Source organism: Bacillus sp. FSL K6-2861, assembly GCF_038630725.1.
Taxonomy (GTDB): Bacteria; Bacillota; Bacilli; order Bacillales; family Bacillaceae; genus Bacillus; species Bacillus velezensis.
Genome location: NZ_CP152037.1, coordinates 4025064 through 4047414, shown reverse-complemented (window position 1 = coordinate 4047414; position 22351 = coordinate 4025064). Strand labels below are relative to the sequence as shown.

Here is a 22351-nt window from a genome sequence, read left to right as displayed (position 1 = left end):
CGGCACAGTGTCATGACTGTGCCGCTTTTTTTATTTTTTATTTTCTTCAGCCCGTTTGATCAGCATGTCGGTGATGATATCCATCTGTTTGCTGACGGCAATCGGGTCATAAGGATAGAAAGTGTTGAAATCGTTGATAAAGACACGATTGTTTTTTACGGCATCGAGATTTTTCCAAACGGATGAATCTTTCAGACGCTCAAATGTTTTGCTTTCTCCATTCGGATTGTAATCGGTAATGAACATATAATCAGCCGCATATTGAGGGATGACCTCTTGGGAAACCTGTTTCATGGCGCCCGTTTTCATGATGTCTTTTTCAATTTTGGCCGGCGCTTTCAATCCGAGCGCGTTATAAACGGCTTGGCCGCCGCGGCCGGAATTGTCATTGAAAATCCAGATTTCGCCTTTATCCGTCGTTTCATAAAGGCCGACTGTCTCGTCTTTGCCGATCACGTTTTTGAGGCGCTTTTGATTGGCTTCGGCTTTTTTGTTGAAGTCTGCCATAAAGCTTTTGACTTTATCCTTCGCCCCGGCAATGTCGCCGAATAGGCTGACCGTATCTTTCGTATTCTTTGCGGTGTTAAAAGGAATGACAATCGTCGGCGCGATTTTTGATAGTTTCTCGTATTGGTCATCCTTCATCAGCACGATTAAATCAGGCTTCAGCTGCATCACTTTCTCCACATTGACGGGATTGCCGATGTCAGTAATGTTTTTCAGCTGTTTTTTGATAAACGGATTTTTGAAAGTCCATGAGCCCGCCCCCACGACATTTGCGTCAACGGACAGCAGCTCACCTGCATAAAAGTCAGTGACGATCCGCTTCGGATGTGCGGGTATGTCAATATTCCCTTTTGTTGATTCATATGTACGCATGTCTGTCTTTCCTTTGCCTGATGCCGATCCGTTGTTTTCCTTCGCGCCGCTGCAAGCGCTTAATGCGAAAACAAGCAGAAGTGCCAGGCCGATCAGCCATGATTGTTTCTTCATAATGATCCCCCTATTTCAGTGATAATGATTATCATTATTAATATAGCAGGAAGACGTCATTCCGTCTATGTTTTTTATAGAAAACCTTCCTTGATTATCCATGTTATAGTAGTAAAGGAGGAGGAATGAATGTTGATTACGAAAAGAGGAACTTGGTGGGAAGTGCTGCACAGCTGGTGGCTGCTGCTGACTTTCGCGCCGTTTGCGCTGACCGCTTTCTTGGCCTTTTTCTATATCGGCTACCGGGCTAAGAACAAAAAATGGCTGAAATACGGACTTATCTATTTTATTATTTTAGCAATTGCTTTTGTGCTGCCGAGCACGCCGGGCGTGTATATCGTGCTGCCTTTATGGGTCATCTCCATCATCCACGGGCTGAAAGTGCGGGCGGCTTATTTGATACAGCTTGATGTGTTTAAACAAAACGTCGAAGCAAGAGCGTTTGAAGCGGTAAGGCATGAGGCTGAAGCAAAATTCGGCGGAAAACCCGCTCATCGCATTGATCTGACAAAACAGAGATAAAAACAAATGACAAAGCCGGTATCTCGCGCTTTGTCATTTGCATGACCGGCCTATTGCTGGTATGAATGCTGCTGAAACGGTGTGTGATGCTGTGTTTGCGGGAATGAAGAAACATTAGCGTTTGCCATCGGTGCAGGCATGTGTCCGCTTACTTCCTGCTGAAGCTGATTGCACACATTCACGATTTGCTGGCATTTCTGAATGGCCGCTTCATGCCCCTGCAGCGCTTGCTGAATGGTATGAACGGCATGCTGTTCATGGTTAAGCATCTGCTGAAGCATTTGAATGTTTTGCTGTTCCTGCTGAAGCATTTGCTTGTACTGCTGACTGCTTTGCTGTGTCTGCTGAATAAGCTGCTGTGCTGTTTGGCGGCATTGCTGCAGCTGATTTCCGCTGTATTGGTTTTGATACATCATGAAGACCTCCTGGAGTGATTGATTTTACACATTTATCATGTGAAAGAATAGGAGAGGCATTCATGGAAGAAGAGGATTCAAATATTTACCTGTTATGTACAGAGCGGAATACAAGGCTCGGGATGGCCTGTTGAGCTTTGTATTCCGGCCCTTTTTCTCAGAAGCCGCCTTCTGTAGCGTGAAAAGGAATATTGAGTCTGTTTTCGACTGCGCGCAGGCGCTGATTCAAACGGTTTAAGCGGCGGGTATGGATTTCAATGGACTGGCTCAGCCGTCTGATCTGCTCATTCATACGCGTGATTTCCCGGTTTTGGCGCTGGTCTTCTTGTGAGAGGCGGGTGAGCTCTCTCGTTTGCTCGGCGTTTTGTCTTTCAAGCTGGGCGACTCTCCGTTCTAAACCTGTCGGCTGCCGCTCTTCGGACTGAGGGGGCGCATAATAATAGCTTTCCTGCTGCTGATACGGCTCATACTCAACGCGGTTCACTTCGTATTCCTGCTGCTGAGGGAAATAGGCAGGCGGGGTGTAGTACTGATATGGGTTCATTCATCATTCTCCTTATCTAGTGAAGTCTTTATACACTATGTAGTCAATTGCACAGTGCCACGGCATCCGCCTAAGTTACAGGCGTAAAAAAGCTTCAAAGGAAGGTGATCATGTTGCGGAACATACGGATTTTCATCATGACGGTTCTTGTTTTCGGATGCGTCATGATAACAGGCTGCTCGCAAAAGAAAGCAGACGATATCCCTTTTTATTACGGGACATGGGATGCAGGGCTGAAACCGGGCCCGATGGACGGGGTCAGATCTGAAACCGTCACGTTTACGAAAGACAGCGTGCTGACAAAGCAGGTCATTCAAGGCCGCGGCGAGGTTGCCATGCCCTCAGATGTGTACAAGGTGATCTCTCAGAACACGGACGGGACGATCGAGATTGAATACCTCGGCCATCCGCACCCCGTCAAAAGCACGTTGAAAAGAGGAAAAAACGGTACGCTCATTTGGAAGATATACGGAGAAACAAAAACAATGACAAGAATAAAAACCGGCGGGGAGGATGCACATGAGAAATAAGGCTGCCGACAGACTCGTTTTGACGGGTGTCATCGTACATATCATTCAATGGTTTTCACTGTTATGGTTATTTTTTATGCTTTTTGATCAGTTCGGGCGTTTTACCATTTACAATCCCAATGTCGTCAACGGAAGCATGCAGTCTTTTTCATTCTTTGATATGATGCGCGCTCTTCTGTTTTCCGGCACGCTGCGGAATACGCTCCTGCTGTTTCTGTTTGCGGCAATGCTCATTTACTTGTGGGTGAACGCTCTGTTTATCCTGCTGGAAATCGTTTCTTATACCATGATCAGGCGGAACAGCCGTTCATTATGGGCATACTTTCCCGCAGCGATGGGAATAAAGCTTGCCCTTCTGGACATAGCGGCCGTCCCTTTCTTTGCGGCGGGGCTGATGCTCTTGAAGCAGAAAACAGATGACGGCGGCGAACAAGCTGACAAGGGGAAAAGACGGCCCCGCATCCGGAGGCAGGTCCGGTATACGAAGAGAAGGCGGAGAAACTTGTCCGTTTGATTTTTCATTGAAACGAAAAAACGATATGATGAAAGCATAAGAAGAAAAGGATACAAAGGAGATGCAGGATGTACAAGTTAATCGCAATAGATATGGACGGAACACTACTAAACGATCATCATGAAGTGACGGCTGAAGTCCGCGGGGCGCTTGATGCCGCCAAAGCGGAAGGGGTCAATATCGTCCTGTGCACGGGCCGGCCGATCGGCGGCGTGCGTCGGTATTTGGAAGAGCTGAACTTACAGGAAGAAGGCGACTTTGTGATTGCCTATAACGGCGCACTCGTCCAAAATACGTATACAAACGGTGTCGTGGCCGAGCAGTCATTAGGCTTTGAAGATTTGAAGTCGCTTTACGAGCTGAGCTTACAGCTGGATACTCCGATGCATTACTTTGACACAGCCAATCTGTACACGCCGAACCGGGATATCAGTGAATACACGGTATACGAATCATACATTACGAAAGTGCCGCTTCATTTCCGCACGATCGATGAAGTGCCGAAGGATATTCTGATTCCGAAAGTCATGTTCATTGACGATCCGGACAAGCTGGAGAAAGCGGTCGCTTCCATTCCGGAATCATTCAGGGAAACATACACAATGGTCAAAAGCGCGCCATTCTTCCATGAGATTCTTCACCCGAAAGTCAGTAAAGGAAACGCGGTCAAGCTGCTGGCCGAAAAACTCGGCATTGAACAGAAAGACGTCATGGCAATCGGCGATAACGGCAACGACATGTCCATGATTCAGTGGGCCGGCTGCGGTGTGGCAATGGCCAATGCCATCCCGGAAGTAAGGGAGATTGCTGATTTTGAAACGAAATCAAATAACGAACACGGCGTGGCGCATGCGATTCAGGAGCTTGTGCTGAAAAAATAGGCACCCCATCAGAGGGTGCTTTTTTACCGCGTGTTTTGGTGATATGATAAGCGGAGAGGGGAGGCGCGACATGGATCGTGAAAAACAGCAGCTCAGCATAGAAGCGGCAAAACTATATTATCAATCAGATTACAGCCAGCAGCAGATCGCCGAACGGCTTAATCTGTCACGCCCCACCGTTTCAAGGCTGCTTCAGTACGCAAAGGAAAAAGGGTATGTTCAAATTCGCGTCATGGACCCGTTTGAGGATCTGGACGATCTCGGCGCGAAGCTGGAAGAAAAATACGGGCTGCTTGAGGCGCACGTCGTCTTTTCTCCAAGTGACGATTACCAGGCCATTACACATTACTTAAGCCGCTATGGCGCAGACTATATGCATAAAACCGTAAAGGACGGCGATATACTCGGCGTAAGCTGGGGGACGACGATGTACCAGATCGCAAGCCGCATGGAGCCGAAGCAGGTAAAGAGCGTTGAAGTCGTGCAGCTGAAAGGCGGCATCAGTCATTCCAATGTCAATACGTATTCGTCAGAAACGATTCAGCTGTTCGCCGAAGCATTTCAGACGATGCCGAGGTATTTGCCGCTGCCGGTTATATTTGACAGCGCCGATGTGAAACAGATGGTCGAGCGGGACAGACATATTAAGCGGATCATTGAAATGGGCAGACAAGCCAATATCGCCCTGTTTACGGTCGGAACCGTCCGGGATGAGGCGCTGCTTTTCAGACTCGGCTATTTCCGGGAAGAAGAGAAACAATTGCTGAAAGCACGCGGAGTCGGCGATATTTGTTCACGCTTTTTTGACGAGGAAGGCAGGATTTGCAGCAGCAGCATTAACGGCAGGACGATCGGAGTCGAGCTCAGCGACTTGAAAATGAAAGAGCGTTCGATTCTGGTGGCGGGCGGCAGCAGAAAATGCAAGGCCATTCACGGTGCCCTGAAAGGAAAGTACGCCAACGTTTTGATTACTGATCAGCATACGGCCAAAAAACTCATTCAAGAATTGTGACAATTCTTGAACATAATTTCAATTACCAATTTACATATGTTCAAAATTCGGTTATTCTAAACGTATCCTAGGAAAAAGGAAGTGCATACAATGTCAATTGCAAGTCAAATAGACCATACTGCTTTGAAACCGCATACACAAAAAGCGGATATTTTACAACTGATAAAAGAAGCAAAAGAATATAAATTCGCTTCCGTTTGTGTAAACCCGACTTGGGTCAAACTCGCAGCGGAGGAACTGAAAGGCACTGGAGTTGACGTTTGCACCGTTATCGGATTTCCTCTCGGCGCAACGACATCGGAAACAAAAGCATTTGAAACGAAGGATGCCATCTCAAAAGGGGCAACTGAGGTTGACATGGTCATCAATATCGGCGCATTAAAAGACGGCGATGATGAAGCGGTTGAAGCTGATATCCGCGCGGTAGTTGAAGCAGCTGATAAAAAAGCGCTCGTCAAAGTGATCATCGAAACATGCCTTTTGACAGATGAAGAAAAAGAGCGCGCGTGCCGCTTGGCGGTATCCGCAGGCGCAGATTTCGTCAAAACGTCTACCGGTTTTTCTACAGGCGGGGCAACGGCTGAAGATATCGCTCTCATGAGAAAAACAGTCGGACCGGACATCGGGGTCAAAGCATCAGGCGGCATCAGAACAAAAGCTGATGTTGACAGCATGATCGCTGCGGGCGCGAGCCGGATCGGCGCAAGTGCGGGCGTCTCTATCGTGAGCGGCGGAGACAGCGGCAGCAGCGACTATTAATCAGCAGTGCGGAAGCTGAAAGCTTCCGCCATCCTCTTTCTTTGTTGATGCATAAAAAATTGTAAGCGAATACAAATAAAAGGAGAACACATATGAAGTATCTCATCGGAATTATCGGAATCATTGTGTTTTTAGGTCTTGCCTGGCTTGCCAGCAACGGCAAAAAAAGAATCAGAATCCGGCCGATCGCCGTCATGCTCGTGCTGCAGCTGATTCTCGGTTATATTCTCCTCAACACCGGTATCGGGAATTTTCTTGTCGGCGGTTTTGCAAAAGGATTTAACTACTTGCTGGAATATGCATCAGAAGGGATTAACTTTGTATTCGGCGGGCTTGTGAATGCGAAACAGACGACGTTCTTCATGAGCGTGCTTCTGCCGATCGTCTTTATATCCGCTTTAATCGGAATTCTGCAGCATTGGAAGGTCCTCCCCTTCATCACGAAGTATATCGGTCTTGCGTTAAGCAAGGTGAACGGAATGGGGAAAATCGAATCTTACAACGCTGTCGCATCCGCGATTTTAGGGCAATCAGAAGTCTTTATCAGTTTGAAAAAACAGCTCGGTTATCTTACTGAACAGCGCTTATATACGCTTTGCGCGTCCGCAATGTCGACGGTCTCAATGTCGATCGTCGGTTCTTACATGATGATGCTGAAGCCTGAATACGTCGTGACGGCGCTTGTGCTGAACTTATTCGGCGGATTTATCATCGCTTCTATCATCAACCCGTACACCGTCAGCAAAGAAGAGGATTTGATCGTCGTTCCTGAAGAAGAAAAGCAATCCTTTTTTGAAGTGCTCGGTGAGTATATAATGGATGGATTCAGAGTCGCCGTCGTCGTAGCGGCGATGCTGATCGGATTTGTCGCACTCATTGCCCTGGTCAACGGCGTTTTTAATGCGGTCTTCGGCATTACATTCCAGGCGCTGCTCGGATATGTATTCGCGCCGTTTGCGTTTTTAACCGGTATTCCGTGGAATGAAGCGGTGAGCGCCGGAAGCATTATGGCGACGAAAATGGTATCGAATGAATTTGTGGCGATGCAGACACTCTCATCCGGCGATTTCCATTTCAGTGCGCATACACAGGCAGTGGTATCTGTATTCCTTGTCTCATTCGCGAATTTCTCCTCTATCGGAATTATTACCGGTGCGGTGAAAGGGCTGCATGAAAAACAAGGAAACGTCGTCGCGCGGTTCGGGCTGAAGCTGCTGTACGGCGCAACGCTCGTCAGCTTCCTGACAGCGGCGATCGTCGGATTGATTCACTGAACATAAATAAAGGACAGGTGATAGATCATGAGAATGGTAGATCTTATTGTAAAAAAACAAAATGGAAAAGAACTGACAACAGAAGAAATTCAATTTTTCGTAAAAGGATATACGGACGGAAGTATCCCTGATTATCAGGCAAGCGCGCTGGCTATGGCGATTTACTTTCAGGATATGACAGATCAGGAGCGCGCCGATCTGACAATGGCGATGGTGAATTCAGGGGAAACGATTGATCTTTCCGCCATTGAAGGCATTAAGGTCGACAAGCACTCTACGGGCGGGGTCGGCGACACGACAACTCTCGTACTCGCACCGCTCGTCGCGGCGCTCGGCGTTCCCGTCGCTAAAATGTCCGGCCGCGGTCTTGGCCATACGGGGGGAACCATTGATAAGCTGGAAGCGATCGAAGGCTTCCACGTGGAATTGTCAAAAGATGAATTCATCAAGCTTGTGAACCGCGACAAGGTAGCCGTCATCGGACAAAGCGGCAACTTGACGCCTGCCGATAAAAAGCTTTATGCGCTGCGTGATGTAACGGGTACGGTGAACTCCATCCCGCTGATCGCAAGCTCAATTATGAGTAAAAAAATCGCCGCCGGAGCAGATGCCATCGTGCTTGACGTCAAAACGGGAGCCGGCGCGTTTATGAAAACGGATGAAGACGCCGTGAACCTCGCCAAAGCAATGGTCCGCATCGGAAACAACGTCGGCCGCCAGACGATGGCCGTGATTTCTGACATGTCGCAGCCGCTCGGTTTTGCGATCGGGAATGCTCTGGAAGTACAAGAAGCCATTGATACATTAAGAGGGGAAGGGCCTGAAGACTTAAACGAACTCGTCCTCACGCTCGGCAGCCAAATGGTCGTATTGGCGAAAAAAGCTGAGACATTGGAAGAAGCGAGAACAAAGCTTCAGGAAGTCATGAAAAACGGCAAAGCGCTTGAAAAGTTCAAAGAGTTCCTGAGCAATCAGGGAGGAGACGCTTCTGTCGTTGACGATCCGTCCAAACTTCCGCAGGCGGCGTACAAAATTGACGTTCCGGCAAAAGAAGCGGGTGTCGTTTCAGAAATCGTCGCTGACGAAATCGGCGTCGCAGCGATGCTGTTGGGCGCGGGACGTGCGACAAAAGAGGACGAAATCGATCTTGCCGTCGGCATTATGCTCCGCAAAAAAGTCGGTGACAACGTCGAAAAAGGCGAGCCGCTCGTCACCCTTTACGCCAACCGCGAAAACGTTGAAGACGTGACCGCCAAAGTCTATGACAACATCCGCATCTCAGAAAAAGCGGAAGCGCCGAAACTGATTCATACGCTGATTACGGAATAAGAGAAGAAAGGCACATACCTCATCAGTATGTGCCTTTTTTTATGGCATGGTTTTATCCAAATGAATGTCACGGACGGATTGTTTCGGCTGTTTCTTTCTCAAAAAACGAATGAGATAGCACAGGATCATACAAGGAATTCCGCAGAAGAGGGCGATTCTTTGATTGGGATCAAATGCAAGGCCTACGCATGAAGCGAAACATAAGATCACAGCGGCGATCGGAACGAGAGGGTATAACGGTGTGCGGAAGGTCAGATCCGAGACGCGTCCGCCGTTTTTCACATAATGTTTTCGAAATAACAGCTGAGACAGGGCGATGCTCATCCACACCACGACGCCGGCAAATCCGGCTATTGCCACGAGCACCACGTAGACTGTGCCCGGGGCGGCGATGCTTGAGATCAAGGATATGCAGGAAACGGCCATGCTGGCGAGCAGAGCATTCAGCGGAATGCCTTTCGGCGTGACTTTTTTGAACCGGGCGCTGATCATGTTTTCATTCGCAAGAGACCACAGCATCCGGGTGGAAGCATACAGCCCGGAGTTGGCGACCGAAAGCAAAGCCGTTAAAATCACGAAGTTCATGATATCTGCGGCGTATGGGATACCGATTTGGGAAAAGACCGCGACAAACGGACTTTCAATCACACCGGCTTCCTTCCAGGAGATCAGTCCGGACAGCACAAAAATGGCGCCGATAAAAAAGATGACCGTTCTCCAGGCGACATTTCGGATCGAACGCGGAATATCTTTTGCCGGATTGGCGGTTTCACCAGCGGTAATGCCGATCAGCTCCGTTCCTGAAAAGGCAAAGCTTACGGAAATCATTGCGATGAAAACCGCAAGAAAGCCGTTCGGAAACAGTCCGCCGTGTGAGGTAAAATTCGACAGCATCGGAGCTTCACCCGAACCGTGCAATGAAATCAAACCGAACATCGCGGCGCCGCCTAAGATGATAAATAAAAGGATGGTAACGATTTTGACGCTTGAAAACCAAAACTCTGTTTCTGCAAACAATTTAACGGAGAATGCATTGGCGGCAAAAAGGAGAGCCGCGAAAATCGCGCTCCACATCCAGACGCTGCTGTGGGGAAACCAGCGCTGCATGAGGATACCGGAAGCTGTAAACTCCGATCCTACCGTCACCACCCAATTCACCCAATACATGATACCGACCATAAAACCCGTGGACGGCCCGATAAACGTTGTCGCATACGTTTGAAATGAACCGGTCACAGGCATGGCTACTGACAATTCTCCGAGACACTGCATGACAAGATACATCATCAAGCCGCCGATCAGGTAAGCGGCGATCGTCCCGCCCGGCCCGGCCTGGCTCAATGTATACCCTGTGCTCAAAAACAGCCCCGTGCCGATGACCCCTCCCAATGAAATCATAAATAAGTGCCTGCTTTTCATCGTGCGCTTTAGTTGATTGCCGCCTTGATCAACATCCATCGTGATCTCCCCCTTTTTGCGTGGCGTGAGAATCTTCCGGCAGCCGAGAGCACGCGTGCCGGATTTGACTTTAACGTGACAATTTAAATCCCTTTAATGCATGTAAAATGACGTGTGCGACTGCCCGGCTTGTCATATCGCGAAAATCAAGTGTCGGATCAACCTCAACGATCTCAATACCCGAGATGTCAGCCTCACTGGCTAAAAACCGGACCGCCTGAAGCAGTTCTTCGGTATACAGGCCTCCGGGGCCGATCGCGGGGCAGCCGGGCGCATGAGCTTGATCCAGCACATCCATATCAACCGAAATAAAGATGGCGTCGGCTCTTTTTTGAACGGCCGGCAAGACCTCTTGTATCGTTCGGAGGAGCCCTTTCTCCCGGATCATCTCCATTGTATGCACGTCTGCCTGCCGCTCTTTTACATATTGTTCGTATGCCAAGCTGTTGCTGAACTCCCTGATTCCAAGCTGAATCAGGTTTTGTCCGCTTATGATATTTTCATCTAACAGCCGGCGGAATGGCGTGCCGTTTGTCGGTCCTCCGTCTTCTGTGTTGCGGACGTCGTGGTGGGCGTCGAATTGAAAGACGGCCGTTGTTCCTTTCGTTTCCGCAATGGCTTTAATGGTGGAATAACTGATGGAGTTGTCGCCGCCGAGAATGACGGGCACCCAGTCAGGCTGGTCCGTCAGAATGTCATGAATGGTCCGATAAATGTGTTCGTGAGATGTGACGACATCCGTGACGTGAATCTGAATATCGCCGATATCGTAAAGATGGTCAATGACATGCTCCCGCAGCTCCGCGGAATAAGCGGAAATCCCGCCGAGCGCCCGGCGGATCGCACCGGGTGCAAAGCAGGCGCCGGAATGGCTGATTGACGACTTAGAAAGCGGAACGCCGATCAAAGCCGGCCCTTTGATCATTTGTCCCGCCCACGCTTCCGTCACATCGCCGACCCTTGTCACATGGCGGTCGTTGAAGAGGGAGCCGGCTTTTTGCAGAAACGGATACTTATCCAAGAGCGGCTCCCTCCCTTGAAACGACCGTCTTTCCGTTCTTGATGACACGGCGGACATGATTGACGCCGTAATGATACGGGATATACATGTAATTCGGCGCTTCCCAAATGACAATGTCAGCCGCCCGTCCGGCTTTGATTTGTCCGGCCTCTTCGCCTTTTCCGATCGCATACGCGGCATTAACGGTGACAGCGTGCCAGATTTCTTCTGCGGTCATTTTTAAATGAAGCGCGGCAATCGACATAATGAGCTGGAGATTTTCCGTCGGTGAGCTGCCCGGGTTGAAGTCAGTCGCCAAACTGACCCGTACGCCCGCATCAATCATCTCCCGGGCTCTCGCATAAGTGTGTTTGCCGAGATAGAAAGTCGTGCCCGGCAGCAGGACGGCGATCGTTCCGGAGGCCGCTAGCTTTTCGATGCCTTCGTCAGACGCCCCCACCAAATGATCGGCAGAAACAGCATGCAGCTCTGCCGCCAATTCCGCGCCGCCGAGCGGGTCAATCTCATCAGCATGGATTTTCAGGCCGAAACCAGCTTCAGACGCCTTTTTCAGGTAGTCCCGTGACTGGCTGACGGTAAAGACGCCTGTTTCTGTGAATATATCGGCAAATTGCGCGAGGCCTTTTTCTTTTATTTCAGGCAAAAGCTGCAGCATGCGATTCAGAAATTCGTCAGGGCTGTTCCGGTACTCAGGCGGAATGGCGTGTGCCCCCATAAAAGTTGTGACAAGGTCGACCGGCTGGCGTTCGCCCAGTTTCTTCGCCGCGGTCAGCTGTTTCAGCTCCGTGTCTTTGTCGAGTCCGTAGCCGCTTTTTACTTCTGCCGTCGTGATGCCGTATGACAGCATGCGTCCGAGGTGAAAAAGCCCTTTTTCAATCAGTTCTTCTTCGGAAGCGGCTTTCGTGTCTTTGACCGTTGACAAAATACCGCCGCCTTGCGCCAGAATATCCAAATAGGACATGCCCTGAATTTTTAAATTCAGTTCTTTTTCCCGGGACCCTCCGAATACAAGATGGGTATGGGGATCGACGAGGCCGGGGGTGACGAGCCGTCCCCCGCAGTCGATGATGTCTCTTGCCTCGTATCCTTCCTCCGCTCCTTGATGTCCGGCAAAAACAATGCGCCCGTCGGAAATGCCGATGACGGCATCTTCCGTGACACGAAGATCCTGCATGCTTCCGCCTGATCGGGGACCGCCGGATTCCATCGTCAGCAGCTGGCCGATGTTGGTGAGTAAGGTATCTATTTGTTTCGGCATGTTACCGCTCCTTTTTCATCGGTATCATAATGTCTTGTTCCTCGGCGACTTGAGCCGCTTTTTCATAACCTGCGTCCGCATGGCGGATGATGCCCATTCCCGGATCGCTTGTCAGAACGCGGGAAAGCCGCTGTTCCGCAAGGATGCTGCCGTCAGCGACCGCGACCATTCCCGCGTGAAGGGAATACCCCATGCCGACGCCCCCGCCGTGGTGAAAAGAAACCCAGCTTGCGCCTGAGGCCGTGTTGATCAGCGCGTTCAGCACCGCCCAATCGCCGACCGCGTCGCTTCCGTCTTTCATCGCTTCTGTTTCCCGATTCGGAGAGGCGACAGATCCGCAGTCTAAATGGTCTCTTCCGATGACGATCGGGGCTTTCAGCTCGCCGTTTCTGACCAATTCATTGATGGCGAGCCCCATCTTTTCCCGTTCACCGTAGCCGAGCCAGCAAATACGGGACGGCAGGCCTTGGAATGTGACTTTTTTCTGTGCCATGTCAATCCAGCGGTGAAGGGCTTGATTTTCTGGAAACAGCTCTTTTAATAAAGCGTCCGTGCGGTATATATCTTCAGGGTCTCCCGACAGCGCAGCCCAGCGGAACGGCCCTTTTCCTTCACAAAATAAAGGCCGGATGTAGGCGGGAACGAATCCCGGAAAATCAAAAGCATCGGCGAGCCCCTCATCTTTGGCAGCCTGGCGGATATTGTTGCCGTAATCAAAGACGATAGCCCCTTTTTTCTTGAAGGCGAGCATGGCTTCCACATGCTTTTTCATACTCTGCTTGGAAAGCCTTACGTATAATTCAGGCTGATCCCGGCGCAGGCGGTCGGCCTCTTCAAGTGAGTATCCTGCCGGAATATAGCCGATCAGCGGGTCGTGAGCGGAAGTCTGATCGGTCACGATGTCAATATGGACGCCGCGGTTCAAAAGCTCATGATGCACCTCAGCCGCATTGCCGAGAAGGCCGATCGATAAAGGTTCTCCGGCTTGTCTGGCTGCTTCGGCCCAGCGCAGCGCTTCGTCAATTGATGCGGTTTTACGGTCGCAATAGTTTGTTTCTATCCGTTTATCAATCCGTGTTTCATCCGCTTCAACGGCGATGACGACGCCATCATTCATCGTGACGGACAGCGGCTGGGCGCCTCCCATTCCGCCAAGTCCGGCCGTCAGCGTAAGGGTTCCTTTCAGACTGCCGCCGAAATGCTGTCTCGCAAGCTCCGCAAAGGTTTCATAGGTGCCTTGCAAAATACCTTGTGAGCCGATATAAATCCAGCTGCCCGCCGTCATCTGCCCGTACATCATCAGCCCTTTTTTCTCAAGGTCGTGGAAATGCTCCCAATCCGCCCATTTCGGCACGAGAACTGAATTGGCCAATAGGACGCGGGGGGCGCGGCTGTGCGTGCGGAACAGTCCGACCGGTTTCCCGGATTGAATCAGCAGTGTTTCATCATCTTTTAACGTTTTGAGGGAACGTTCAATCGCATGAAAAGCATCCCAGTTTCGCGCGGCCTTGCCTATGCCGCCGTATACGATCAGATCCTCCGGCTTTTCTGCAACCTCCGGATCAAGGTTGTTTCGGAGCATGCGGAGCACGGCTTCCTGCTCCCATCCTAAGCATTCAAGTTCGGTGCCGCGGCCGGCGCGGATTGATTTCTTTACATCAGTCATCTTGTCAGTCCCCCTTCATTGGTCATCAGTTTTTGGTGATGCTCATTCGGCAGAAAAGACTCCTTCTTCAGCCAGTCACTCAGATGCTCGATGTCATAAGAAAACACGCGGTCTTCTTGTATGGACGGCACGATGTTTCTCATTTCGAGATAGAGCTGTTTTGTGTACGAGGCGCAATGTTCCGCACCCCGGTATTCCACGGCCTGCAGCGCGCAAATGGCTTCAACGGCAAGCACCCGTCTCGTATTCGCGATGATCTGGTAGGCGTGCCTTGAGGCAATGGTTCCCATGCTGACGTGATCCTCCTGGTTTGCCGATGAAGGAATGGAATCGACACTGGCGGGATGGGCCAGGGTTTTATTTTCTGACACGAGGGAGGCCGCCGCATATTGCATGATCATCGCTCCGGATTGTAAGCCGGGCTGAGGGCTCAGAAAGGGCGGCAGGTCATTCAGCTGCGGATTCACAAGCCGTTCGATACGGCGTTCAGAAATATTCGCAAGTTCGGCCGCCGCCACTTTGAGAAAATCCATGGCAAATGCGATCGGCTGTCCGTGAAAGTTTCCGCCTGAGATGATTTTGGCGCCGTCTTCGAAAATGAGCGGGTTATCTGTCGCGGCATTCATCTCAATTTCTAATTTTTCTTTTACATACGCTAATGTCTGCCATGATGCGCCGTGGACTTGAGGGATACAGCGGATCGAATAGGCGTCCTGGACACGCAGCTCCCCTTGGACGGTCGTCAGTTTGCTGTCTGACAAGTAATAGCGGATTCGCTCGGCGACATCCATCTGTTCCTGATAACCGCGGGCGGCATGAATGTCCTCGTCAAACGCATCGATAATGCCCTGAAGGCCTTCGATCGTTAAGCTCGCGATCCGTTCCGACTGATAGGCCAGTTTTTCGGCTTCGAGGTAAGCGATCAGCCCCATCGCGGTCATGGCCTGCGTTCCGTTGATCAGCGCGAGCCCTTCCTTAGAGGTCAGGACGGCCGGCTGAAGGTTTGTCTTTTCTAAAGCATGAGCTGTCGGCATCCGGGCCCCTTCGTAAAAGACTTCGCCTTGCCCGATAAGCGCCAGTGCGAGATGAGAAAGCGGCGCCAAATCTCCGCTCGCCCCCAGTGACCCTTGCTGCGGGATGACCGGGTGAATGCGATGATTGAGATACGCGAGCAGTTGATCAATCAGCTCAGTCCGCACGCCGGAAAAGCCTTTCAGCAGGGCATTGGCTCGCAAAAGCAGCATGGCCCGCGATACAGATTCCGGAAACGGATCACCGACGCCGCACGCGTGAGAAAGAATCAGATTCAGCTGCAGATCCGCGGCGTCTTCTTTTTGAATCAGCACATCGCTGAACTTGCCGAATCCCGTCGTAATCCCGTAAATGGTCTTCTCTTCCTGAACGATCCGTTCAACCGCCGCCCTGCTTTTTTTCACACGTTCCATGCTTTCGGCAGATGCCTGAACCTCTTCAAAATCAAACAGCACACGCTCGGCATCTGCGGTTGTCAGTGAGGAACCGTCTAACGTCACCATCATTTCAACCCCTTTTCCTTTACTTTGGTAAAGCGCCCATACAAAAAGGAGCTATGCCATGAAAATGATGTTTCACGCATAGCCCCCTATCATCTGAAATCTATGGGCTGATTCATATGTGATTAATTCCGACTCCGAATGTTTCGTGCTCAAGCCCCTTAATCGGAGCTCCGATCGTGCCGTAAAGTGAAACGGCGATCCAATCGCCTTCCGCTTCGCTTTCATACGGATTTCCCCGCAAGACGGCGAACTTCAGGCCCACGGTACGAAGCAGCGAGCCAAGCAGCATTTCGCCCCGCGTCACTCCGTGCAAAGCTTCCATTGTGGCATGATACAGCGCATGTGATTCGCGATAACCCTCAGATTGAATGACGCCGCTCTTTTTGGAAGCGGTTTCAATTGCGGCTACCACCTTATGCGCATCCATTGAACCCACCCTGCCGAGACAGACTTTCCAGCCGTCCCGTTCCAGCCGGCTGATCTGCTGGTTTTCTTCAGTCTCATGAAGCAGAAGAAGGACGGACAATCGCCCAATGCGGCGGTCTTTGTGTAAGGTCATATATGCTTCACTCAATTCTCAAATATTCTGATAACTAGTAACTGTTTTTTATATTAAGTGTTTGCGAATCAGAAGTCAAAACTTTTTTTCCAGTCTTTCACAAATCAGATTGTTATCGAAGTAAAGCGGTACATCGCGAAGCCGGCGCTGTTGATCACATATTTCCGCCATCCGCGTCATAAAATAGAGCGTTGCCTTGAAAGCGTTTTAAGAAAAGAAGAGAGCGAGGAGATTTCAGAAAATGAAAACCAGTTTCTTTCGTGTGTGCCTGGTCTCAGCAGCGGTCATCGGATTCACTCTGCCGCAGGCAAAAGCCCAGCATCCGGTTTTTTCAGAGGTCAGCGTGCATGATCCGTCCGTCATCAAAACAGGAGATACATATTATGTATTCGGCTCGCATTTGGCTTCCGCCAAGTCGAAAAACCTGATGCAGTGGCAGCAGATATCTTCAAGCGTCAATCCCAATAATCCCCTGATCCCGAACGTCTACACCGAATTAAAAGAGACATTCGACTGGGCCCAGTCTGATACGCTGTGGGCGCCGGACGTCGCCCAGCTGTCTGACGGGAAATATTACATGTACTATAACGCCTGTAAAGGAGACTCGCCGCGATCCGCTCTCGGTGTCGCCGTGAGTGACAAGATCGAAGGACCCTACAAAAACAAAGGCATCTTTTTGAAATCGGGCATGGAAGGAAAAAGCGAAGACGGCACGACGTATCATGCAAACGTTCACCCGAACGTCGTAGATCCGCAAACGTTTTTTGACCATAAAGGCAAGCTCTGGATGGTGTACGGCTCTTACTCCGGGGGGATTTTTATACTGGAAATGAATCCGAAAACCGGTTTCCCGCTCCCGAACCAAGGCTACGGAAAAAAACTGCTCGGCGGAAATCACAGCAGAATCGAAGGCCCGTACATCAGCTACAATCCGGAAACGAAATATTACTATCTGTATCTGTCATTCGGCGGACTTGACGCAGCCGGCGGTTATCATATGCGTGTGGCGCGCTCTAAAAATCCGGACGGTCCGTACTATGACGCCGCAGGCCATAACATGCTTGATGCCAAAGGAAAAGACGGCAGTTTCTTCGACGACAAAGCAATTGAACCGTACGGGGTCAAACTCATGGGCGGCTACAGCTTCGCCTCACAATCTGAAAAAGGCACGGGCTATGTATCGCCGGGACACAACTCCGTGTTTTACGACGGGAAAACGAAACGATCATACCTCATTTTCCACACCCGTTTCCCGAACAGAGGCGAAGAGCACGAAGTCAGAGTACATCGGCTGTACATGAACAAAGACGGATGGCCCGTTGCAGCGCCATACCGCTATGCGGGAGAACCGGATACACACATTCCGGCGGCCGCCGCATCCGGAACCTACAAACTCATCCAGCACGGAAAAGACATCACAGCTACGATCAAAACCCCAAAAAACATCCGGCTTAACAACGACGGCACCATTTCCGGGGAAATGACCGGAACTTGGACAATAACGGACAGCAGCAAAGCCCGAATCAGCCTGAACGGCACAAATTATGACGGCGTCTTCCTGAAAGAATGGGACTCGGCGAGAGAGAAAGAAGTTGTGACGTTTAGTGTGCTGAGCGGTGATGGGGAGGCTGTTTGGGGAGTGAAGTAAACCAATTAAAGTTTAATATATGTTATAAATCTCTAAGGAATGAATCTCTTCTTTATTATTATCTGAAGAAGAGATTCGTTTTTTATATAGTTAAACCTTTACAGATACGTAATATTCAACTAAATAAAAAAGAAAGTTAGCCGATAAATTTATTAGACTACAACATAAAATAAATGACACGTTAAAAAATAGGAGGAAATTTATATTGTTAGATGAACCTATTGAAAGGCTAAGTCAATTTACTGAATTTGTAGAAGCGCTACCTAAAGAGTTTATTTTATCAAGAGGACAGGAAAAAGAATACGAATTGTTACCTGGTGCCCTTAGATTGGATAATAACAAAAAGAGGAAATATTCGAGAGGATCAATTCAATATTTTTTAAATGAGTTTAAAGTGAATTGTCACAATTATGTGAAGCAACCTATAGATATCAGAGATGACTATGAGTGGATGGTTTATGCACAACATTACGGTATCCCAACTAAATTGTTAGATTTTACTCATTCGCATGTAGTTTCTTTAATGTTTGCTGTTGAAAACTCCTTCCATGAAAATGAAGAATGTGATGCAGAAGTATGGTTTCTAAATCCTTTAGAATTGAATTATAAGTTTGCATCACGTTCAGATATAATTAATATTTCTAATGGTGAAAGAATAAACTTAGACAATTTTGATGGGCCGATAGCATTCAAAGCTAGAAAGTTAAATGAAAGAATTAACGCACAAAATGGGCTTTTTGTATATTTTCAAGATAACTGCCAACCTTTATCAGATTTGAAAGATGAAAATATAATTAGAAGATTAGTGATCAAAGGAGAGTGCAAAAAAGATATACTGTCCTCTCTTTATTCTATGGGAATAGGTTATACAACACTTTATCCAGAATTGGAATCTGTTACAAAAGATATAATAATGAAAAAGAGTATTTTAGAATATGTAAGGGATGGTGAGTAACTTGCTAGCTAAAATAAATTATAAACCTCAGGATATCGCTATAAAAGATATTATATCTATGATTACAAATGGATATAAACTTCAAAAACTAGATAAAGAGGAAGAGCTAGATGATGAACTCAAACTTGATTATACTGATTCAATTATAATTGCCCCTGACTATCAGAGAGATTACAGAGCATCAGTTGCTGACGAAAGTTCTTTAATTGAGTCAATTCTTCTTGGTATACCAATACCACCTGTTTTTTTAGCTAATGATCGTTATGAGGGAGTTAAAGTTTTAAACGTAGTAGATGGACAACATCGACTGAGAGCATTTCATAGGTTTAAAGAAAATCAATTTAAACTTTCAGGACTAAATATAATGGTGGAGTTAAATGGAAAAAAATTTAGTGATTGCGAATTTGAAATTAAAGAGAAAATTTTATCGCACAAACTTGCCTCTATCGTTTTTACTGATTTCCCTGGTCTCGAATTAGAATTGGAGATTTTCAGTAGATATAATAAAGGTACTAAGCCATTAACACCGCAGGATATACGGCATGCTGTTTATAATTCTAAATTGAATAGTTTTGTAAATAAATTTGCTCAAAAAATGAATGATAAAAAGGTTTCTAGTAAGATTCAAAGGGCTTACAATGCAACAACAGATAGGGTGAAAAAGAAGAAAATACAAGAAAATATTTTTGTGATAATGAGTATACTTGAAAATGGACTCAATACAGGATACGCGAAATCATCAGTTTATGCTGAAGAGTATATGAAACATAAATCTAAACTAGAAGTACGTAATCCACAACAATCACAAAAGGAATATGATGAGATCATAAATAGATTTAATACATTTAATGAAATAATTGAAGTAATTGGAGAAAGGATTGAGCACCCCTTTTCTAAAGAAATTTATGGTGTCTCAAGCAAAGGTTATAGGTTTCAGATAACTATAGCAATGATACTTTCTGGTGTTATTCACAAAATGATTAAAGAAGGTATCTCACTATCTAGATTAAAACAAAAAGCTGGAATAGATAACTTTCTCACTTATATATCTGATGCTTTAAAAAATTCGTATTTAGAAGATCCTAAGTTTAACGCTTCTTCTACAAATGCTCGAGCTATGAACGAATTGATTAACGAAATGAACTTTGAATTCTTACAAGTTGTTGAAGACTAAAAGTTTAAATTGCTATAAGTCCGTAGTGATTAGAACAGCTACGGACTATTGTTATAAATTATACTTTCTTTACTCCACGCTGATTTATGGACAAACTTAATGTTAAATTGTTCTATAAGGATATGGAATAGATTTTTGATTATAATAGAAATAAACAAATTATTTTATAAATAAAGCATTAAATGGTAGTTGGAGCAATATTTAAATGTAAGCGTTGACACCCAATAAATCCAGTGCTAAAGTATACATATCAACCCAATATCATTCACCCAGGATTGTTACTGCAAACCGCAGGCAAAACCTAAATTGCGTCAGACAGGGGGAGACCCCCGTGTTCTGTGCAGTTTGGGTTTTTTTTATACCCTTTTTTCGGAGGTGATGCTGATTTCATAACAAAAAAAGCCGGAGAAAGGCGGGCACCTTTCGTCCGGCGGTTCCCCCATTTTTAAGGAGGTATACTCATGGACTATCATAAAATATCAAAAGAGATTTTACAACTTGTCGGCGGCGAGGAGAATGTTCAGAGTGTCATCCATTGCATGACGCGGCTTCGTTTTAATCTGTATGACAATGCGAAAGCAGATCGGAGCGGGCTGGAACAGACGGAAGGCGTGATGGGGACAAATATCAGTGGCGGGCAATTTCAGATCATTATCGGCAATCATGTGCCGAAGGTGTATCAGGCTTTAATGGAGAACAGCGGGCTCAACGATGAAAGCGCAAACAAAACTTCGAAGCAGAAGAAAAATGTGCTGAGCGCCATGTTTGACGTGATTTCCGGTGTGTTTACACCGATTCTGCCGGCCATTGCCGGAGCCGGCATGATAAAAGGGCTTGTCGCGCTAGCGGTGACATTCGGCTGGATGTCGGAGAAGAGCCAGACTCACAGCATTCTCACGGCTGTCGGTGACGGTGCGTTTTATTTTCTGCCGCTTTTGCTTGCGGTAAGCGCGGCAAGAAAATTCAGATGTAATCCGTACGTGGCGGCCGCTGTGGCGGGTGCGATTCTGCATCCGGATTTAACGGCCCTGCTTGGGGCAGGGAAAAGCATCTCCTTTATCGGTCTTCCTGTAACCGCTGCCACGTATTCATCGACAGTCATCCCGATTTTGCTGGCGATATGGCTGATGTCCTTTGTAGAGAAAGGAATTGACCGAATCACGCCTTCATCTTTGAAATTGATTGCCGTTCCGATGCTTACGCTTGTGATCGTCGTGCCTGTCACCCTGATTACAGTCGGCCCGCTCGGCGCGATTCTCGGGAATTACCTGTCTGTCGGCGTCAATGATTTGTTCAATCATGCGGGTGTTGCCGCGATGATTCTGCTTGCCGGCACATTTTCCCTCATCATTATGACGGGGATGCATTATGCGCTTGTCCCGATCATGATCAATAACATTGCCCAAAACGGACATGATTACATTCTGCCTGCGATGTTTTTGGCGAATATGGGGCAGGCCGGCGCGTCATTTGCGGTTTTCTTAAAATCAAAAAACAAAACCTTCAAATCGCTGGCGTTTACGACGGGCATTACGGCATTGATGGGCATTACCGAACCCGCCATGTACGGCGTCAACATGAGATTGAAAAAACCGTTCGCGGCAGCATTAATCGGCGGCGCGGCAGGCGGAGCTTTTTACGGTGTAACGGGCGTCGCTTCCTACATTGTCGGCGGAAACGCCGGTCTGCCGAGCATTCCGGTCTTTATCGGGCCGACATTTCTATACGCGCTGATCGGGCTTTTTATCTCGTTTGCGGCCGGTATTGCGGCGGCATTGCTGATCGGGTTTGAGGATGTACAGTCCGAACGGGGCAAAGCGTCTGAAGCGCCGGGGGTGACGGCAGGCGGAGAAATCATTCACAGCCCGATTAAAGGCGAAGTGAAAGCATTAAGCGAAGTGAACGACAGCGTCTTTTCCGGCGGAATGATGGGAAAAGGTTTTGCGATTCTGCCTGAAGAGGGCGCAGCGGTTTCTCCCGTAGAAGGGAGGGTGACAGCCGTATTTAAAACAAAGCACGCCATCGGCATTACGAGCACCCGGGGAGCCGAGGTTCTCATTCATATCGGGCTTGATACCGTCCGGCTGGATGGCAGGCATTTTGAGATGCACGTCAAAGAAGGCGATACTGTCGCGCCGGGAGATCTGCTGATTACTTTTGATATCGACGAGATAAAGGCTGCCGGTTTTGACGTGATCACGCCGGTCATCATTACAAATACGGATCAATATTCATTTACAGACGTGAAAAAAAGCGGAATGGTCAAACCGAACGAAGCGCTTCTGGCGTTATCCTGAAAAAGA

At 48.3% G+C, this 22351-nt stretch carries 21 protein-coding genes; 12 read left to right on the top strand and 9 right to left on the bottom strand.

The features are described 5' to 3' along the window. Positions 1-30: 30 nt before the first annotated feature. Entirely contained in the window at positions 31-993 is a 963-nt protein-coding gene (locus tag NYE62_RS20080) for an iron-hydroxamate ABC transporter substrate-binding protein (RefSeq protein WP_342497152.1), read from the bottom strand. Positions 994-1122: 129 nt separating this feature from the next. On the opposite strand from NYE62_RS20080, the gene NYE62_RS20075 reads away from it, so the two are divergent. Next, the gene (locus NYE62_RS20075) at positions 1123-1515 is read left to right on the top strand and encodes a hypothetical protein (RefSeq protein ID WP_007407824.1); all 393 of its coding nucleotides are present in this window, start codon (positions 1123-1125) and stop codon (positions 1513-1515) included. A 50-nt stretch (positions 1516-1565) separates the two neighbouring features. Here the strand turns inward: NYE62_RS20075 and NYE62_RS20070 are convergent, their stop codons facing one another. Together NYE62_RS20070 and NYE62_RS20065 are read right to left on the bottom strand one after the other, a co-directional pair. Then, positions 1566-1928 carry a hypothetical protein gene (locus NYE62_RS20070; RefSeq protein ID WP_007407823.1) on the bottom strand — a complete coding sequence of 121 codons (363 nt, stop codon included), beginning with the start codon at positions 1926-1928 and terminating at the stop codon, positions 1566-1568. 160 nt (positions 1929-2088) lie between these two features. Beyond that, positions 2089-2475 (bottom strand): hypothetical protein, encoded by a 387-nt coding sequence (locus NYE62_RS20065; protein WP_007407822.1) that lies wholly within the window; start codon positions 2473-2475, stop codon positions 2089-2091. Between the two features lie 110 nt (positions 2476-2585). Between NYE62_RS20065 and NYE62_RS20060 the strand changes: the two genes are divergently transcribed. From NYE62_RS20060 to NYE62_RS20030, 7 genes are all read left to right on the top strand, one after another. Continuing rightward, the gene (locus NYE62_RS20060) at positions 2586-3005 is read left to right on the top strand and encodes a DUF3255 family protein (RefSeq protein WP_094032038.1); all 420 of its coding nucleotides are present in this window, start codon (positions 2586-2588) and stop codon (positions 3003-3005) included. Continuing rightward, on the top strand, positions 2995-3519 hold the full coding sequence (locus tag NYE62_RS20055) for a hypothetical protein (RefSeq protein ID WP_342497151.1): 525 nt from the start codon (positions 2995-2997) through the stop codon (positions 3517-3519). The genes NYE62_RS20060 and NYE62_RS20055 overlap by 11 nt, the downstream gene beginning before the upstream one ends. Positions 3520-3587: 68 nt before the next feature. After that, positions 3588-4400: a sugar-phosphatase gene (gene yidA, locus NYE62_RS20050; RefSeq protein ID WP_094032036.1), complete on the top strand. Its 813-nt coding sequence runs from the start codon at positions 3588-3590 to the stop codon at positions 4398-4400. A gap of 70 nt (positions 4401-4470) precedes the next feature. Beyond that, on the top strand, positions 4471-5412 hold the full coding sequence (locus NYE62_RS20045) for a sugar-binding transcriptional regulator (RefSeq protein ID WP_094032035.1): 942 nt from the start codon (positions 4471-4473) through the stop codon (positions 5410-5412). A 90-nt stretch (positions 5413-5502) separates the two neighbouring features. Beyond that, a complete protein-coding gene (deoC, locus tag NYE62_RS20040; RefSeq protein WP_004393277.1) occupies positions 5503-6171 on the top strand; it encodes a deoxyribose-phosphate aldolase in 669 nt (222 codons plus the stop codon). Positions 6172-6263: 92 nt separating this feature from the next. Then, complete coding sequence (locus tag NYE62_RS20035) at positions 6264-7445, top strand: NupC/NupG family nucleoside CNT transporter (RefSeq protein ID WP_004393280.1); 1182 nt, start codon at positions 6264-6266, stop codon at positions 7443-7445. A 27-nt stretch (positions 7446-7472) separates the two neighbouring features. Beyond that, positions 7473-8774 carry a pyrimidine-nucleoside phosphorylase gene (locus NYE62_RS20030; protein WP_007407816.1) on the top strand — a complete coding sequence of 434 codons (1302 nt, stop codon included), beginning with the start codon at positions 7473-7475 and terminating at the stop codon, positions 8772-8774. 39 nt (positions 8775-8813) lie between these two features. Here the strand turns inward: NYE62_RS20030 and NYE62_RS20025 are convergent, their stop codons facing one another. The 6 genes from NYE62_RS20025 to hutP form a co-directional block, all read right to left on the bottom strand. Then, positions 8814-10232 carry an amino acid permease gene (locus NYE62_RS20025; RefSeq protein ID WP_007407815.1) on the bottom strand — a complete coding sequence of 473 codons (1419 nt, stop codon included), beginning with the start codon at positions 10230-10232 and terminating at the stop codon, positions 8814-8816. 70 nt (positions 10233-10302) lie between these two features. Further along, positions 10303-11253 carry a formimidoylglutamase gene (gene hutG, locus NYE62_RS20020; RefSeq protein WP_327973222.1) on the bottom strand — a complete coding sequence of 317 codons (951 nt, stop codon included), beginning with the start codon at positions 11251-11253 and terminating at the stop codon, positions 10303-10305. Further along, positions 11246-12511: an imidazolonepropionase gene (hutI, locus tag NYE62_RS20015; RefSeq protein WP_342497150.1), complete on the bottom strand. Its 1266-nt coding sequence runs from the start codon at positions 12509-12511 to the stop codon at positions 11246-11248. Before hutI ends, hutG begins: the two co-directional genes overlap by 8 nt. 1 nt (position 12512) lies before the next feature. After that, on the bottom strand, positions 12513-14177 hold the full coding sequence (gene hutU / locus NYE62_RS20010) for a urocanate hydratase (RefSeq protein ID WP_342497149.1): 1665 nt from the start codon (positions 14175-14177) through the stop codon (positions 12513-12515). Further along, positions 14174-15712 (bottom strand): histidine ammonia-lyase, encoded by a 1539-nt coding sequence (gene hutH / locus NYE62_RS20005; protein ID WP_256683826.1) that lies wholly within the window; start codon positions 15710-15712, stop codon positions 14174-14176. The genes hutU and hutH overlap by 4 nt, the downstream gene beginning before the upstream one ends. A 112-nt stretch (positions 15713-15824) precedes the next feature. Further along, the gene (gene hutP, locus NYE62_RS20000) at positions 15825-16271 is read right to left on the bottom strand and encodes a hut operon transcriptional regulator HutP (RefSeq protein WP_004393292.1); all 447 of its coding nucleotides are present in this window, start codon (positions 16269-16271) and stop codon (positions 15825-15827) included. Positions 16272-16512: 241 nt separating this feature from the next. Between hutP and NYE62_RS19995 the strand changes: the two genes are divergently transcribed. The 4 genes from NYE62_RS19995 to NYE62_RS19980 all read left to right on the top strand — a co-directional run bounded on the left by NYE62_RS19995 (position 16513) and on the right by NYE62_RS19980 (position 22345). Then, on the top strand, positions 16513-17919 hold the full coding sequence (locus NYE62_RS19995; RefSeq protein WP_342497148.1) for a glycoside hydrolase family 43 protein: 1407 nt from the start codon (positions 16513-16515) through the stop codon (positions 17917-17919). A 205-nt stretch (positions 17920-18124) separates the two neighbouring features. Beyond that, positions 18125-18874, top strand: a complete 750-nt coding sequence (locus NYE62_RS19990; protein ID WP_015418548.1) for an FRG domain-containing protein — start codon at positions 18125-18127, stop codon at positions 18872-18874. 1 nt (position 18875) lies between these two features. Next, positions 18876-20048 (top strand): DUF262 domain-containing protein, encoded by a 1173-nt coding sequence (locus NYE62_RS19985; protein WP_015418547.1) that lies wholly within the window; start codon positions 18876-18878, stop codon positions 20046-20048. 461 nt (positions 20049-20509) lie between these two features. Beyond that, positions 20510-22345: a beta-glucoside-specific PTS transporter subunit IIABC gene (locus NYE62_RS19980; RefSeq protein WP_342497147.1), complete on the top strand. Its 1836-nt coding sequence runs from the start codon at positions 20510-20512 to the stop codon at positions 22343-22345. Positions 22346-22351 lie beyond the last annotated feature (6 nt).

Excerpts from the sequence above, each read along its gene's own strand:
- NYE62_RS19980 (WP_342497147.1), top strand. The coding sequence starts at position 20,510 with ATGGACTATCATAAAATATCAAAAGAGATTTTACAACTTGTCGGCGGC.
- hutP (WP_004393292.1), bottom strand. The coding sequence starts at position 16,271 with ATGACCTTACACAAAGACCGCCGCATTGGGCGATTGTCCGTCCTTCTT.
- yidA (WP_094032036.1), top strand. The coding sequence starts at position 3,588 with ATGTACAAGTTAATCGCAATAGATATGGACGGAACACTACTAAACGAT.
- hutI (WP_342497150.1), bottom strand. The coding sequence starts at position 12,511 with ATGCCGAAACAAATAGATACCTTACTCACCAACATCGGCCAGCTGCTG.
- NYE62_RS20055 (WP_342497151.1), top strand. The coding sequence starts at position 2,995 with ATGAGAAATAAGGCTGCCGACAGACTCGTTTTGACGGGTGTCATCGTA.
- NYE62_RS20070 (WP_007407823.1), bottom strand. The coding sequence starts at position 1,928 with ATGTATCAAAACCAATACAGCGGAAATCAGCTGCAGCAATGCCGCCAA.
- NYE62_RS20060 (WP_094032038.1), top strand. The coding sequence starts at position 2,586 with ATGTTGCGGAACATACGGATTTTCATCATGACGGTTCTTGTTTTCGGA.
- NYE62_RS20065 (WP_007407822.1), bottom strand. The coding sequence starts at position 2,475 with ATGAACCCATATCAGTACTACACCCCGCCTGCCTATTTCCCTCAGCAG.
- NYE62_RS19995 (WP_342497148.1), top strand. The coding sequence starts at position 16,513 with ATGAAAACCAGTTTCTTTCGTGTGTGCCTGGTCTCAGCAGCGGTCATC.
- hutH (WP_256683826.1), bottom strand. The coding sequence starts at position 15,712 with ATGGTGACGTTAGACGGTTCCTCACTGACAACCGCAGATGCCGAGCGT.
- NYE62_RS20025 (WP_007407815.1), bottom strand. The coding sequence starts at position 10,232 with ATGGATGTTGATCAAGGCGGCAATCAACTAAAGCGCACGATGAAAAGC.
- NYE62_RS20030 (WP_007407816.1), top strand. The coding sequence starts at position 7,473 with ATGAGAATGGTAGATCTTATTGTAAAAAAACAAAATGGAAAAGAACTG.
- deoC (WP_004393277.1), top strand. The coding sequence starts at position 5,503 with ATGTCAATTGCAAGTCAAATAGACCATACTGCTTTGAAACCGCATACA.
- NYE62_RS20075 (WP_007407824.1), top strand. The coding sequence starts at position 1,123 with ATGTTGATTACGAAAAGAGGAACTTGGTGGGAAGTGCTGCACAGCTGG.
- NYE62_RS20045 (WP_094032035.1), top strand. The coding sequence starts at position 4,471 with ATGGATCGTGAAAAACAGCAGCTCAGCATAGAAGCGGCAAAACTATAT.
- NYE62_RS20035 (WP_004393280.1), top strand. The coding sequence starts at position 6,264 with ATGAAGTATCTCATCGGAATTATCGGAATCATTGTGTTTTTAGGTCTT.
- NYE62_RS20080 (WP_342497152.1), bottom strand. The coding sequence starts at position 993 with ATGAAGAAACAATCATGGCTGATCGGCCTGGCACTTCTGCTTGTTTTC.
- hutU (WP_342497149.1), bottom strand. The coding sequence starts at position 14,177 with ATGACTGATGTAAAGAAATCAATCCGCGCCGGCCGCGGCACCGAACTT.